Consider the following 14,649-nt stretch of genomic DNA (forward strand, 5'->3'; position numbering starts at 1 on the left):
TCGGGAGCGGCTTGTGCCTGGTGGTGCGCCTGGACTTCAAATCCAGCGGGAGGCGTGAAGAGCGTCTCCGGTGGGTTCGATTCCCACACGCTCCCGCCAGTTTTCCGGCAAGAGGGGTAAGAAGAACTCAGGAAGGAGAGCCTGAGTTCTTCTTTTTTCTGCCGTGTTTTTTCTTCACCGCCGGCTTCGGTCCGGGCGGGGAGATACTAGTAAGGGCCTTCCCGATGTATGACGGAGCGCTTGCATTTGGATAAACAACACAAACAATTATGTGGGATAGAACCAATGAAAATAAGCTGCTGCGGGTGCTATGCTAATCTTGAGTGCAGGTCTTTTTTAAGCCTCGTTTGAAGTTTATCGACCTTAATATCTTGCGTGTTGTTTAATGTGCACCGGCAAGACGGAAAGGAGCGCCGATTAGAAACTAAGAGCAAGGGGAGGAGAGGAGATCGTGAGTTCTGCTCGGGAACGGAAGGGAATCTCACGAAGAACGTTCATTAAGGGTGCTGCGATCGGTGCGGTGGGTGCTGCTTCCTTAGGGATGCTGGCCGGTTGCGGGGAAAAAGAACCCAAAGAGCAGGTGCAGGCTCCGGTAGACGAAGCGAGAAAGCCGAGCTTTCTGACGCCGCCGGAACCGATTCCGGATTCGGAAATCAAGGAGACTGTGAATACGGATGTGGTGGTGGTTGGCGCAGGGTTTGCGGGATTGTGCGCCGCCGTGCGAGCCGGGCAGCTGGGAGCAAAGGTCGTTTTGTTGGAGAAAAACAACATACCGGGGTTTCGCGGATACGATTACGGTGCCGTTAACTCGAAGGCGCAGTTATCGGTAGGCAACAGGATTGATCCGGTGAAGATCACAAGAGAGATAATGAGGTTCGGCGGTTATAAGGGCGACCAAAAAGTGGTCTCGCTCTTTGCAGAATACAGCGGCGAGGCCAACGACTGGCTGCTGGATATGGCGACCGAACTCGGCTGCACTTACACGGTTTGGAAGCCGGAGGACTGCACTATACCTGATACGACCATCGAGACCTTTCCGACGCTGACCTTTGTGTTAGATCCTCCGGAGGAAGCGCTGGAGGTCATGCCCAAAGGGACGTTGCCACCTACGGCTGCAATGGCCTGGGTATTGCTGACTAATGCTAAGAAGGTTGGAGTGGACGTTCGCTTTAATACTCCGGCGGTACAACTTATCCGCCCCAACAATAAGGGACGGGTGACGGGAATAATCGCCAAGAATAAGGACGGTTCCTATACCAGATTTAACGTTACCAAGGGGGTTGTCCTTTGTGCAGGTGATTACGGCAACGACCCGGAGATGTTGAAAGAATATATCCCTCATGCCGTAGGCTTCATGAACCTCTATAACAGTAAGGCCAATACCGGTGACGGGCATAAAATGGGCCTCTGGGTCGGCGCAGCGATCGATGAGCCTCCTCACGCGCCGATGCTGTTCGATATCGGCATGGTCGAGGAGCCGGGACTGGCGGACTCCCTTATGCGCCAGCCGTGGCTGAGCGTGAATATTCGCGGGGAACGTTTCATGAACGAGGACCTACCCTACGCCTACATCAGCAATGCCGTAAGGCAGCAGCCCGGCGGCACGAGGTGGACGGTATGGGATTCAAAATGGCCGGAGGAAGCGCCGAAGTTTCGCATGACCGCCTGCAAGTCGCTGAAAAGTTTATTTCACGATCCGAAGAGGGTCGAGGAATTGATTAAGAAAGGGGTCATCAAGAGCGCCAATACCGTTGAGGAGCTGGCCCAGAAGATGAAGGTGCCGGTGGAGACCTTTAAAGCGACTGTGGAGCGCTACAACGAACTGGCGAGGAAGGGTGTCGATGAAGACTTCCATAAGCGTGCCGTTTGTCTGACGACCATCGAGAAGCCGCCCCTTTATGCCGCCCATCTGGCGACGGCTTTGCTGGTTACTCTGGGCGGGCTGAGGGTTAATGAGAAGCTGCAGGTGCTGGATAAAGACCTGAACGTTATTCCGGGGCTGTATGCAGCCGGGAATAATTCGGGCTCCTACTACGCCAACGACTACTGCGTTACCATGCCCGGCAACAGCCATGGTCGCGCCTATACCCAGGGTTATCTCGCCGGCAAATATGTTGTCGAGTTGGGTTGAATTGCAATAAAAGTTTACCTCCTAAGAGGGGCCTGAATTCAGGCCCCTCTTAAAGCGTCGGTTGACCTGCAGAGGTGGTACCCGGGTATCCCTCTTTCGCTTCTGAAGGAGGCAAAGCCGATCGGGGATGCTATCGTGGTTGTGATTGCCCCAGTGCTTTCGGTCTGGTGTTGCGGTTGAGGGTGATGAATTTCAGGCCGTTGTCTCTTATCTTTCTGTACAGTGTAGACCTGCTCATTCCCAGTATTTTCGCGGCTTCGGAGATGTTGTATTGCGTTTGGAGCAAAGCCTGGATGATCGTTATTTTTTCTATCTCTTTAAGGGAGAGGTTGGGTGCGGCGGCAATTCTGCTGTCGGCGATCAACTCTAGACCGGTGTGGTCTTTAACAGGGCAGCGGGCGGGTGAGGCGCCGATTTCCTCCGGAAGGTCTCCCGGTTCGATGACCCCGTTCCTTGACATGCTAACGGCGTGAAACATGGCGTTCTCCAGTTCCCTGACGTTCCCGGGCCAGCTGTATTTCAATAAATGGAATACTGCTTCATCGCTCAAAGAAGGAGCGGGTATTTGCAGCTTTTGAGCCGCTAAAGCAATAAAGTGTTTGGCCAGTCTTACGGTGTCCGGGCCTCTTTCCCGCAAGGGGGGTATTTTGAGCTCTAGCACCTTCAAACGATAGTACAGATCCTCTCTAAACTGTTTGTTTTTCACCAGATCCAGTAGATTCTTGTTGGTGGCCGTGATCAGCCTGAAGTCGACCGGGATGTACCGCTTGCCGCCAATGCGCATTATCCTTTTCTCTTCGATCGCCCGCAGGATCACCGGCTGCAGTTCCAGGGGCATATCTCCGATTTCGTCCAGGAAAAGAGTTCCTCCGTTGGCCAGTTCAATCTTCCCCGGCCGTCCCTGCCGATCGGCTCCCGTAAACGCCCCCCCTTCATAGCCGAAAAGCTCGCTGGCGATCAGGTTTTTGGGAATGGCAGCGCAGTTTATGGCGATGAAGGGGCCTTCTGGCCGGCTCTCGTTGTGAATAGCCTGGGCGAACAGCTCTTTTCCGGTGCCGCTTTCACCCTGAATGAGGATATTGACATCCAGCCTGGCGAATCTTTTAGCCGTTTCTATTGACTTTATGATTTGAGGGGAGCTGCCCACGATTTTATCGAAGGTGAACGCCGCTTGCGCCTGGCCGGTCGGCTTTTCTCTTCTCCTGCCGCGTTCGATCTCTTTCAGGGTTAACACACAGCCGAAATTATTGCCGTTATGGTCTTTTTGCGGCTGGGCGGAAAAACAGAGCCTGCGGTTTAAGCGCTCGCTTTCTATTTCGGCATCCTTTACAGGCTCTCCCATCTTCAGCACGAAGTCCACCAAAGGCTGTTTCCCCAGGATGTCTTCAATCGGCATCCCGATAAGATCTCTGCCCCAGAAATCGAGTGTTTTTCTGGCTGCTGCATTGGCCCTGGTGATGATTCCTCTTCTGTTGATGATTATTACGGCTTCGTCGGTGGCCTCGAGAGCGGTGTCGAACAGCTCCCTGTTCAGCGCCAGCCGATATTCGTTCTGAATGGCCCAGGCGGTGGAAATCGCCAGGCTTAGAAAATGGGAATTCTGCAGATAAGGGCTGACAATGGAGAGCGTTGCCGCCAGATTGTCGTTCACATCGAATATCGGAGCCGAGGAGCAAGAAATCTGCCCGAATTTTTCGCTGTAGTGCTCCGGGCCGCAGATTTGCATAGGGATTCCTAGCAGCAGGCTTATCCCGTGGGCGCAAGTCCCTATCGTTTTTTCCGTCCAAATTACGCCCGGGGACAGCTGGAACCTTTTATTTATCTTTTTGAACAGCTTTTGGTTCCCGATTAATACGCGCAGCATTACCCCTTCTTCATCGGACAAAAGAACCATGCAGCTTGTATGGGAGAGCATGGTTTCCAGGTTAAGGAGGTATGGATCTGCTGCCTTCAGCAGCAGGCCTTTTTCCCTGAGCAGTTCTTCAAAGGCAGCGCCGTCCAGGGTCGGACCGTAGTTGTAATCAAAGAGCTTAAGATTATAATTGCGCGACCTGATCCATGACTCGTTTACTACGGGTCGAACTAAGTCATTCGGGGTAGGGCTGAAGCTGTTGTGGAGAATTTCCAGCTTGCTTTTTTTGATCTTTTCCATAAGGAGAACATCGCTTTTGTCAAGGGTTTGCTTCACAAGGCGATCTCTGTTTTTGATCATCGGGCTGAGCATTTGTACCAAGGGCTTCCTCATACCGATCACCCTCCTCATGCTTGCGGTGCGCCTTAACACCCACCTTGAAACGTTTGCAGGGCAGGGGCGTGCAAAGGGCGAACACCCGGAACTGTTTTGTCAAGGCTTTGAAGATGCGGTGTCAGAGGTGTCAGCCAATGAAGGCGCGGATTTTGTCGATTTATCGCTTTTATCTTCGTTGTTTGTCTTGATTATCCTTCTGCCTTCTTTACGCGGAGATTTTATGCTTCCAGAGGGAAAATCGCTGAAGTTTCGGTCAGCGAGCGCTGGAATCTTTCAGTTCCAATATTGAAACAGGGATGAGTTACGGAGGGGGCTCCCGGTTTGTTTGTTGATCGATTTTGAGAATGCGTTTTTTCTAAGAAGTTTTTCAAAAATGCCTAGAATCACCCTTTCTTCCGAAAACGAAAAATTTATCCTTCTGGGCATGTTTATTGCTAGGAGGGGAAATTGCCCGGGGGTGATCTCGTGTGATGTCGATAGCAACAGAGGGTCAGCGCCAGTTAGAATTAGTGGAGCGGGTGCTCGATGAGGGGCTGCCTTTTGTTGCCTCTTACTTGAAAAGGGTGTTAAACCGTCCGGTGATAATAACGGATAGCAGCGGCCGAATACACTATCCGGAAGTCGAAGCCGGCCGGACAGAAGAGGCGTTTGTCGAAATCCCCTCAGGAATAGGTGTGAACGAGTTTTATTATCGGCAGGGCGATGGGTGCCTTTTCTACCACATCGGTTCCAATGGTGCGAGCGCATTCGTCATTGTAAGGGACCTTCCTCCGGAGGTCGTCGCGCGTACCGCTTCCGTACTTAAAGGAGCGAGGCTGGCGGTCAAGTGTTGTTTTGCCTCTTTTCATAAATTCGCTAAGAGCGGTGAAAGGTTCGAAAGGGAGCTTAGGGAATACTTTCTCCAAAAAAACGCTTCTGATGTTAGAGAGATCTTTATGTCAAGCGGGAAAGATTTGAATATAAATATACCTTACACAGCAGCTGTTATGGAGGCCGAGGAGGCGGAAGGCGGAATCGATTGGGGCCTGGTCGGCTCATATTCCCGGGAGTACTTAAAGAAAACGGGATCGGATGTGATCCCGGTTGCCTTGCCTACCGGCCTGGTTTTTGTTGTGCCGAACCCTTATGCAGACGGTGTTTTTGAGACGGGGGTGAACTGGTCGGGGTCAGTTGGTAGGAGCAGGTGCAAAGAGTTTATCGAGAAAACATTCAGCATGAAGACCTCTATCGGCATAGGACAGCCCTATCCGCTGTCTGATCTGTATAAGAGCTATCAGGAGGCCTGCCTTACCCTGATCCTGCTCAGGGTGATGGGGAAGAAGGGGTTTGTGAGGGAGTTTTCCGAACTCGGCGTCTTTTCCTTCCTCTTTTCCCAGGGCCTGAGCTCTGTTAAGAGCTTTTGCCTGAAAACCCTGGGGCCGCTGATTGAAGATGACGGGAATAGCACTGCCGTTTTGCTGCCGACCTTGAGAAGCCTCGTCGATCACGGTTTTAATCGCTCCGCTGCAGCAAAAAGCCTGTATGTTCACATCAATACCCTGCACTATCGCCTGAGCAAGATCGAAAAGCTGATTAATGCCGACCTTTCCCAACCGGATGTGCGGGCCAATCTTTACATAGCCGTCAAAGCATGGGATGCGCTCTGCCAGTGGAGGAGAAAAAGGGGCTTCTTTGCACCTGAAACGGTTTAATGACCTCCACCCCGCATATCATTTTTCAAATAGAGAAGGAGGAATTTCAGAACAAAGCGCGACGGCAAGGTTTTGTTCCCAGGCCACCATGCTGGTAGCAGCACCTGCCAGGCGCAACTCAAGAACGAGCCTTTCCTGGAGGGTCTGGAAGGAACGTTAGATGCGGCCTTTAGCCTGAGGGGAACGGGCGGGGATAAAAAAAGTATACGAACGAAGAGAAGAATCCTGCAATGTTGATTACAACGGTGACGGCCAGTATATTCTGGATTCTCCCGTAGGTGGGCTGGAAATAATAAGGCCTTGTTGCCTGCGGTATTAGATACATTTATGGGACAACTACAGGTGCCTATCTGAGCAAGCGGCTGCTTTTGGCTGAAAACTCTTTCCGGCAAGCGACAATCCCACGAAATTTCTCGCTGGTACTTTAAAGGGTGGAAAGAAAATCGTCGGGGGAAATAATTTTTACCGGAGCGTTGGTAAAGTCCTTTAAATTTCTGGTGATAATAAAGTCCATCTTATTACGCTTGGCACAGACAGCAAGCAATGCATCCTCATAATCGGGCATAGCCAGTTCCAAGGCCTTTTCACAGTCTGTGCCGGTAACGTCAAGTATTTTAAAAAGGGCAAAAAGTTTCAGCAAAGCCTCTTTACAATGGTCGTCGTTTTTTAAATATTTCTTTAATAAATAATAAATATCAGTAATGCTGCTTGCGGTGATACAGGCTTCGATTTTATCTTCAGCGGCTAAAAGGAACAGTTTTTCTGCAGCTTCTTTAAAAGGAGAACGTGATAGCATGGCATCTAAAATAACATTGGTATCAATCAACACGTTCATGACGGCTCAGACGCTCCTCTCTAGCTTGTTCTAAAGAGGCATCTGCAGGAAGAATACCAAACAGGGATTTTGCCATTTCCACCTTGTCGTGAATTGGGCTTGTTAGTTTTGCAATGCTTTTTCCGTTTTTGGTAATATAAATATCTTCTTTGGCTGCCAGGGTTAAATATTTACCCAGGTTCTTCTTAAACTCAGTAGCGGTTACAATCATAATAATACCTCCTTGTACAAATTCAAAAAACGATTTCCTTACTTATATTATGCGAAAATCGAACAAAAATATCAACAAAAATTATACAATATATAAAAAGAGATTCATGCAATAGGGGCAAAATCTCCAGTCCAAAAATTTTTAAAAATTTTTGAAACAATAAAAGCAGCAGCGCAATGGGCAAATAAACGCCTACCCTTAAGCCTCATCTTCTAGATCTTCCTCTCCGATCACCACCAGCGGGGTCCAGTACTTATACGACCCGTCGGGGAGGCACTCCTGCTTTTTGTCGATGCAGCAGACGATGCCGTTGCTGGTGATGATCCCGCTGTTGCAGTTCTCGCAGTTGCGCACCTCCATCTCCGGCTTTTCGAAGAGCTTCATGAAGACCTCTCCCAGGTCGCTCATTACCGCTTGTCCCCCCTGTCGATTTGGTTGCCGCTCATAGGCTGTTTTCTCTTGGCCGATTCTGAACCCCGAGGAACGCCCTTTTCCACCAGAGCAGACGGGCGCCGGCAATTTGCCGGAAACGGTCTTTCTTCTTTTAAGAGATTTTTTCCGATTTTATTATAACCGACCCCGGTGTTTCGGCAAGACCACCGCATGTGCGAAGGGGTGGTTGAAGGAGGTATTGCGAAAAAGAACCTCGGCTCGCAGGGCGACTCATCTCTTCATCTTCTGAAGACCAGATCCCTCCACAGGCCGCAGCGGTAATTCTTGCAGATCGGGGGGCGTTTTTCCCAGGGGATGATGCAGCCGCTGGGGCTTAAGTACTCGCAGGCATGGGGGTGGATCTTTTGAGAGAGGGGTTCTACTCCGTAATTTTTATAATAGCCTCCGCCGTGGACCCCATGTTTATCCTCGTGCAGCCTTTCCCGGGTCATGTTGTAAGGGGGGCCGTAAACGTAGCAGCACTTCCCACCGCAGTCGGCGCAGAGGGAGTCATCGCGGTGTTCCTCCCAAAAGGTGGCCATCAGCATCACTCCTTTTTTTATCGGTTGTGCCGATCGCTTCCGCTCCCGGAGGGAAGGCGGAAGCGCAATCATAAGCTCCTCCGGCCCGCAAGTGCTATAATAGAGCTGCGGGCATTTTGTGGGGCTTTTGCGAAAAAGGAGTCTGGTGCTTTTCTGGGCGAACAATTCGAGAATTGCGTGTGGCTTTTTCTCTTCTGCCGTGAAGGGGTGAGAATGGAAAGAAATGGACCATGTAAGGCTCAGCAAGCTGGTTGCCTATGCCCTCCGGCATGCTCCCCAGGAGTTCGGCCTGCGGCTCGATGAAGAGGGTTGGGCTCCGGTTTCCGATCTGTTGGCTGCGCTGCACCGCAGGGGCTGGAGCGATCTGGATGTGCGAGGCTTGCAGGAAATGATCCGGTCAGCCGAGAAGAAGAGGTTTGAAATGGCCGGGGGGAAGATCCGGGCGCTCTACGGGCACTCCCGCTCCCAGCGGGTTGTCAAGGAACCAGCTTTTCCGCCGGAGATTCTTTATCACGGTACCGCCAGGCGCTTTCTCCCCTCCATCAAGGAAAATGGCCTGCTGCCCGGAAGGCGGCAGTATGTTCATCTCTCGGTGGATGTGCCGACCGCCCTGGAGGTCGGCCGGCGGCATGACAGCAGGCCTGTAATCCTCAGGGTTTGGGCCCGCAGGGCGTGTGATGCCGGGGTCAAGTTCTTCCTGGGCAATGACCGGATATGGCTGGCGGAGGCCGTTCCTGCAGGGTATCTTGAGTTTCCACAAGGTTGATCCTACACCGCCTGCTGCCGGCCGGCTTGCGGTTGCGGAATTTCTCCCGTTTTTAGGCGCCGGCACCCTGCCCTCGTGCCCGGGACAATTGTGTAGTACTCTTAGCATACTTGAGAAAACGCTTTTTCGCAAGTCCAGGATTTCTATTTGTGCTGCGGGGAGGGAATGTCGTGGATGGCAGGAAGAGGCTTGTCCGGCTGCTGTTTGTGGTGCTGGCGCTGGTTCTAGGCGACAGGGCTCTTAATGTCTGGGCGGATTACGAGTGGTTCAAGTCCCTTGGTTACCAGGGAGTTTTCTGGACGCTGTTCTCGACGCGCTTTGTGGTGGGTGCCGCCGTTTTCCTGGTCCTCTTCGCCTTCTTCCAGCTCAACTTCAGATGCCTCCGGCGCTGCCTGCCGCCGCACCGGGTTTACGACCTCCACGGTGGCCGGATTTTGGCGGCGATGGTGAACCCCCTGCACCGCCTTATTACCTCCGATGCCGGCAAATATCTCTTTACCGTCTTGAGCGTCGCCTTATCCCTTATCTACGCCGTGAGCCTCGGCGCCCGCTTTGAGGTGATTCAGAAATTCGTCTATGCGGTGCCCTTCGGGCGAACCGACCCCATTTTCGGCCGAGACGCTGCCTTTTATGTCTTCAAACTGCCCTTTTACGAACTCCTTCAGTCGTCCCTGGCCTCGGCTTTTATTGTGGCGCTTTTTCTCTGCGCTTTTGTTTACCTTCTGCTGGCTTCGGGCGAATTTCTGCACGGGGGATGGCGTTTCTTTTCCCCGGTCAAGCTGCACCTAGGCTCTCTCATCGCCGGCCTCCTGGTTTTGAAGGCCTGGGACTACCACCTGTCCGTCTACCGTCTCCTCGTCGGCGGGAGCGGTGCCTTCCCCGGCGCCGGTTACACCGATATTCATGCCCGCCTCCCGGCATATCAGATTCTGGCGGTGCTGGCCGTGTTGGTCGCCGTTCTGGTCTTCGTCGGCATCTTTAAGGGGAGGGTTCTCCCGGTTGCCGCCGGAGCGGCCGTGCTGGCGGCGGCCTCCCTTCTTCTGGGTGCGGTTTATCCCGCCTTTGTGCAGAAATTTCAGGTGGAGCCCAATGAGTTCGCCCGGGAGGAGCCCTACATCGAGTACGGCCTTGACGCCACCCGCTTCGCCTTCGGGTTGGATGACGTCAGAAGCGTCAGTACGGCGGCGGCGGATGCCGGAGCAGGTGGGTTGGATGGGGAGACGCTGGAGAAGAGCGCAGGCCTCCTCCGCAATCTGCGCCTCTGGGACTTCCGCCCCCTGCAGCAGGTTTACAATCAGCTGCAGCAGCTGCGCCGCTACTACGTTTTTGCCGACGTGGACGTCGACCGCTACCGCCTGGGGGATCAATACCGCCAGGTGATGCTGGCGGTGCGGGAGCTGAACCAGGAGAATCTCCCCGAGCGCGCCGGAACCTGGGTGAACCGCCGGCTCCAGTACACCCACGGCTACGGGGTGGTGATGAGTCCGGCCAACGAGGTCACCGACGCCGGCCTTCCGGTGATGCTGCTTAAGAACATCCCACCTGCTGCCTCCTCACCGGAAATCGAGGTGAAGCGCCCGGAGATCTACTTCGGGGAGCTGACCGGCAACATGGTAGTGGTCAATACCAGGGCGGGGGAATTCAGCCACCCCTCCGGGGAAAGGAATGTTTACACCAACTACGAGGGGCAGGGTGGTGTCAGGCTCACCCCTATCAAGCGCCTGCTCTACGCCCTGCACTTCCGCGACTTGCGCCTGCTCCTAAGCTCCGAGATCACTCCCCAGAGCCGCATTCTCTACAACCGCACCGTTCAGGATGCCAGGCGCCTCGCCCCCTATCTCCGGTATGACGGGGACCCTTATCCGGTGGTGGACGGGGGGCGTATCTACTGGATCCTGGATGCCTATACGGTTGCCGGTCACTACCCCTACTCCGCTGCCAGAAATGGGATCAACTACGTCCGCAACTCGGTGAAGGTGGTTGTAGATGCCTACGAAGGGGATATTTCCTTTTACACCAGCGACCCCTCCGACCCGGTGGTCGGAACCTACAGCAGGATCTACCCCGGCCTTTACCGGCCTCTGTCGGAGATGCCTGCCGGCCTGCGAGCGCACCTGCGCTATCCTGAGGACCTTTTTAAGATGCAGGCGGACGTCTTTGCCGAATACCACGTCCGGGATGCCCGGGTTTTCTACAACAGGGAGGATGAGTGGGAGGTCCCTAAAGAGAAGTACTCCGATGCCAGCCGGCAGATGGAGCCCTACTATGTGATCATGCAGCTCCCCGGGGAAGAGGAGGAGGAGTTCCTGCTGATCCTCCCCTTTACTCCGATGAAGAGGGGGAATGCCGTGGCCTGGCTGGCGGCCCGCTGCGACGGGGAGCACTACGGTGAGCTCGTTCTGGACGTCTTTCCCAAAGATGTGCACGCCTACGGACCCATGCAGGTAGAGGCCAGCATCGACCAGGACGCCGACATCTCCGCCCAGCTTACCCTCTGGAACCAGCACGGTTCCCAGGTGATCCGGGGAAATCTGCTTACCGTCCCCCTGGCCGGCAAGCTCCTCTACGTCAAGCCCCTCTTTCTCCAGGCCGAGGAGAGCGCCATGCCGGAGCTGATCCGGGTGATCGCTTTCTACGACGGGAGGGTGGTTATGGAAAAGGATCTGCAGGGAGCGCTGGACAGGCTCTTCGGCCGGGCCGAACAGCCCCCGGAGCAGGGAGCCGCAACGCCGCAGGCTCCGGGAGATTCCTCCGCTCTTGCCCGGAGGGCCTGGCAGCTCTATCAGGAGGCCGGCGAGCGCCTCCGCGCCGGAGACTGGTCGGGTTACGGCAAGGCCATCGAGGAGTTAGGCCAGGTGCTGAAGGAGATGGCTGGGGAAACCGGCCGGTAGCCTGGGGTATTAATAATACCCGGCGGGATGAGGAATCATAAGTGGAAAAAGAGGGGTTGATCCATTTGGATAGCGGAAGGGCAAAGGAGATTGTGGAGTCGCTGGGGGTTGTTGAGGTGCTGTACAACGGTTTCCCCGTCTGGATCGAACGGCTGAACGGGGATACGGCAGAGGTGCGCTTTCTGGAAACCGGGGGGCGGCTGGAGGTGCCGGTGACGGAGCTGGTGGAAGGTGGGTCCCTCGGGGAAGAGGGGCCGGGCGGCCCATAATGCGGAAATATTCTTGGTGGGCTGTTCCGAATCTTAAAAAACAAGGGGTTGTGGAAAATTCGCTCCCGGGCAGGGGAACTCGCCCGGGAGCGAATTTTTTAAGAGCGACCTTAACGGCGTGTTCGGCCGGCAGGAAAGGGGTTGTCTCTCACGGCGCGGCGACCTTCAGGAGGTTGCTGCTCGTCCTTGACGGAGAAGCCCAGGCAGGAGGCCGAATCGACAAGGGATGTAGAGACGGGTGTTCTCCGGTTGCGGGGACGAAAAGCCGGTCGGCTGCCGGCGGACACAAGTTTTTGTTGTGAATTAAACTGAAGATCCAGGAACGAGCGGCAAGAGGGAACCGGAACGTATTCTCAGGGAAAGTCGAATAAAATGTATTTGGAGAAGGACTTCCCCCGCTCTGCCGAGAATTAATCTGCGGATTTCAGTTCCGCCGGATGGCTGGGCTGAAACCGAAAAGGGGCAGTTATATATTTACCAGAGGATGCTTGTTGTTGCAGGAGGGGTCGATAGGCTGTGGGTGGCTATCGGTTTCAGTCCGGGGTGTTCCTCGTCCTCTTTTCCGGCATCTGTTACGGTTTTATGCCGATTATCGCCATCTATGCCTACCAGGGCGGAGCTACGGCGACCACGCTGGCCTTTCTGCGCGCCGCGTTGGCGGCGGTTCTTTTTATTGTCTACCTGTTCTGGAGAGGCTTTCCGTCGAACGTTAACAGAAGGGCCGTTCTTATACTTTTAGCGGTTGGCGCCTTTGTGCAGCCCCTGGAGTCTTTCTGCTATGTGGCGGCCCTCCAGTACATCTCCGCCGGTCTGACCGTGCTCATCTTCTACACCTATCCAGCCTGGGTGGCAATCTGGGGTCTTCTTTTTCGCTGGGAAAGGCTGTCGCTGCGCAAGGGCATTGGGATTGCTGTTGCCAGCGCCGGTCTCGTTCTGGTCGTGGGCACCTCCCTGGGCCGGGTGAATGCTTACGGCGTCCTTCTCGCCATCACTGCCGCACTGGGCTGTTCTTTTTATGTCATCTTCTCCAAAAGGGCGATCAGGGATGTAGGCCCCCTTTACGCTTCAACCATCATGTCCGTCTCCACGGCTGTAACGCTGGGAGTCATCGGAGCCGCAGCAGGCGGCCTTTCCTTCGGGATGCAACCGCTGGGCTGGTTGATGGCGCTGCTCTGTGCGGTGGTCACCGTCAATCTTGCCCTCTTGGCTTTTCTGGCGGGGCTCAAGATCGTGGGTTCCACCACTGCGTCCATCCTCTGCATGACGGAGCCCCTGACGACGGTCGTCTTCTCCGCCATCCTCTTTTCCCAGCACCTGACTGCCAGCCAGCTCCTTGGCGGTCTGGTGATCCTTGCCGGCGCCGTCCTGGTGGTGAAGGGGTGACTACTGCTCTAAGGCGGCGATGACCTCTTCGTCGGTAGTCTGCCGAAAATCCTCGTAGAACTGCCCCACTGCGTAAAAGGCTGCGGGGGCGTGGAGGCAGATGAGGTCGTCTACGAGCAGGCGCAGTTCGGCGACGGCCTCCCTGGAGGCTACCGGCACCGCCAGGACGAGGGCCGCCGGTTCCTGTTTGCGGAGCGATTGCAGGGCGGCTTTTACCGTCATGCCTGTGGCAATTCCGTCGTCGATGAGGATCACCGTTTTCTCCCGGCAGTCGAGGGCGCCCCGCCCCCTCCGGTAGTAGCGGCTGCGCCGTTCCATTTCTTTCCTCTCCCGCTCGATCTGCTCCTGAAGGTCGCTCTTCGTTAAGTTCAACAAGGACAGGGCGCGTTCGTCGAAGATCACCGCACCGTCGGGAGCTGCTGCCCCTATGGCCAGTTCCTCGTTGAAGGGAGCCCCGATCTTGCGGGGAATTATCACGTCGAGGGGGGCCTGCAGGGCCCTGGCCACTTCTGCTGCCACGATTACTCCACCGCGAGGAATGCCAAGTACGAGCACATTTTTCCCCCTGTAATGAGTTAATTCTTCGGCCAACCTCTTGCCCGCATCCCTGCGGTCTAAAAAAACCAGCTTACTCACCTCCACAGGACAGCTGCCGGTTGCCGAGGGGCCAGATCCCGGAAGACCTGACGCCGGAGGCTGTTTTTCCGCCCCCTGGCCAGGCGGCAACTGCCCTCTCTTTTGAAACTATTGTAGCAGCGCCCGGCGGCCGCCTCAAGACTAAAACACCGGACTGTTGAGTCGGAAGTCGCTGGCCGGGGTGCCCTTCCCCGGGCTTCCTGCCAGGGCTCCCCGGGACCACTGCTGCTGCAGGCAGGCGGGGGAAAGAGCCGCCCCTTTATTGCATAAAGATTAGGGATCACCATTAAAGGGGGTGCTTCCTTTTGGAGCCGCTGGATGCTCTGCAAACCCTTATCTTCATGTCGGTGGTGGTGGAAGCATTGACGGCAATTTTTCGCCGCTTCGTCAGCAAGAAGGCCTCGGAACTGGTGACGATTCTGGTCGGGATCACCCTTTGCTGCGCCTACGAGGTGGGCATTTTCAGCAGCCTGGGGCTCACGACCAGCTATCCTCTGGTCGATTACTGCGTTTCCGGGATTATTATATCCCAGGGTTCCAACGCCTTATCCGGGCTTTTTCGCCTGCGCTACAAGTGAGCTCGTTGACAAATTTCCAGAAATCGGTTAAGCTAA

Annotated in this window: 14 protein-coding genes and 1 tRNA gene; 9 read left to right on the plus strand and 6 right to left on the minus strand. The window is 54.8% G+C overall.

Features of this window, described 5'->3' with window-relative positions:
• Positions 1–2: 2 nt before the first annotated feature.
• A tRNA-Sec gene (locus TPH_RS00250) sits at positions 3–99 on the plus strand.
• A gap of 352 nt (positions 100–451) precedes the next feature.
• Positions 452–2,131, plus strand: a complete 1,680-nt coding sequence (locus TPH_RS00255) for an FAD-dependent oxidoreductase (protein WP_015049221.1) — start codon at positions 452–454, stop codon at positions 2,129–2,131.
• A gap of 130 nt (positions 2,132–2,261) precedes the next feature.
• On the opposite strand, the gene TPH_RS00260 is transcribed toward TPH_RS00255, so the two are convergent.
• Entirely contained in the window at positions 2,262–4,376 is a 2,115-nt protein-coding gene (locus TPH_RS00260; protein WP_015049222.1) for a sigma-54-dependent Fis family transcriptional regulator, read from the minus strand.
• Between TPH_RS00260 and TPH_RS00265 the strand changes: the two genes are divergently transcribed.
• The gene (locus TPH_RS00265) at positions 4,336–4,668 is read left to right on the plus strand and encodes a hypothetical protein (RefSeq protein ID WP_148275799.1); all 333 of its coding nucleotides are present in this window, start codon (positions 4,336–4,338) and stop codon (positions 4,666–4,668) included. The two genes, TPH_RS00260 and TPH_RS00265, sit on opposite strands and share 41 nt — an antisense overlap.
• Before the next feature lie 181 nt (positions 4,669–4,849).
• Entirely contained in the window at positions 4,850–6,070 is a 1,221-nt protein-coding gene (locus tag TPH_RS00270; RefSeq protein WP_028991223.1) for a PucR family transcriptional regulator, read from the plus strand.
• A gap of 424 nt (positions 6,071–6,494) precedes the next feature.
• Here the strand turns inward: TPH_RS00270 and TPH_RS00275 are convergent, their stop codons facing one another.
• From TPH_RS00275 to TPH_RS00290, 4 genes are all read right to left on the minus strand, one after another.
• On the minus strand, positions 6,495–6,905 hold the full coding sequence (locus TPH_RS00275) for a PIN domain-containing protein (RefSeq protein WP_015049224.1): 411 nt from the start codon (positions 6,903–6,905) through the stop codon (positions 6,495–6,497).
• Positions 6,889–7,116 carry a type II toxin-antitoxin system Phd/YefM family antitoxin gene (locus TPH_RS00280; RefSeq protein ID WP_015049225.1) on the minus strand — a complete coding sequence of 76 codons (228 nt, stop codon included), beginning with the start codon at positions 7,114–7,116 and terminating at the stop codon, positions 6,889–6,891. Before TPH_RS00280 ends, TPH_RS00275 begins: the two co-directional genes overlap by 17 nt.
• A gap of 198 nt (positions 7,117–7,314) precedes the next feature.
• A complete protein-coding gene (locus TPH_RS00285; RefSeq protein WP_015049226.1) occupies positions 7,315–7,524 on the minus strand; it encodes a hypothetical protein in 210 nt (69 codons plus the stop codon).
• Between the two features lie 263 nt (positions 7,525–7,787).
• The gene (locus TPH_RS00290) at positions 7,788–8,162 is read right to left on the minus strand and encodes a hypothetical protein (RefSeq protein ID WP_028991222.1); all 375 of its coding nucleotides are present in this window, start codon (positions 8,160–8,162) and stop codon (positions 7,788–7,790) included.
• A 151-nt stretch (positions 8,163–8,313) separates the two neighbouring features.
• Here TPH_RS00290 and TPH_RS00295 point away from each other — a divergent pair, with 151 nt between their 5' ends.
• From TPH_RS00295 to TPH_RS00315, 4 genes are all read left to right on the plus strand, one after another.
• Positions 8,314–8,856: an RNA 2'-phosphotransferase gene (locus tag TPH_RS00295; protein ID WP_015049228.1), complete on the plus strand. Its 543-nt coding sequence runs from the start codon at positions 8,314–8,316 to the stop codon at positions 8,854–8,856.
• A gap of 170 nt (positions 8,857–9,026) precedes the next feature.
• Complete coding sequence (locus TPH_RS00300; RefSeq protein WP_015049229.1) at positions 9,027–11,747, plus strand: UPF0182 family membrane protein; 2,721 nt, start codon at positions 9,027–9,029, stop codon at positions 11,745–11,747.
• 41 nt (positions 11,748–11,788) lie between these two features.
• Entirely contained in the window at positions 11,789–12,016 is a 228-nt protein-coding gene (locus TPH_RS00305) for an H-type small acid-soluble spore protein (RefSeq protein WP_015049230.1), read from the plus strand.
• A gap of 516 nt (positions 12,017–12,532) precedes the next feature.
• Positions 12,533–13,399: a DMT family transporter gene (locus TPH_RS00315; protein WP_015049231.1), complete on the plus strand. Its 867-nt coding sequence runs from the start codon at positions 12,533–12,535 to the stop codon at positions 13,397–13,399.
• On the opposite strand, the gene TPH_RS00320 is transcribed toward TPH_RS00315, so the two are convergent.
• Positions 13,400–14,041 carry a phosphoribosyltransferase gene (locus TPH_RS00320; RefSeq protein ID WP_236608803.1) on the minus strand — a complete coding sequence of 214 codons (642 nt, stop codon included), beginning with the start codon at positions 14,039–14,041 and terminating at the stop codon, positions 13,400–13,402.
• Between the two features lie 299 nt (positions 14,042–14,340).
• Here TPH_RS00320 and TPH_RS00330 point away from each other — a divergent pair, with 299 nt between their 5' ends.
• Entirely contained in the window at positions 14,341–14,613 is a 273-nt protein-coding gene (locus TPH_RS00330; RefSeq protein ID WP_015049233.1) for a hypothetical protein, read from the plus strand.
• Positions 14,614–14,649 lie beyond the last annotated feature (36 nt).

Source organism: Thermacetogenium phaeum DSM 12270 (assembly GCF_000305935.1).
Taxonomy (GTDB): Bacteria; Bacillota; DSM-12270; order Thermacetogeniales; family Thermacetogeniaceae; genus Thermacetogenium; species Thermacetogenium phaeum.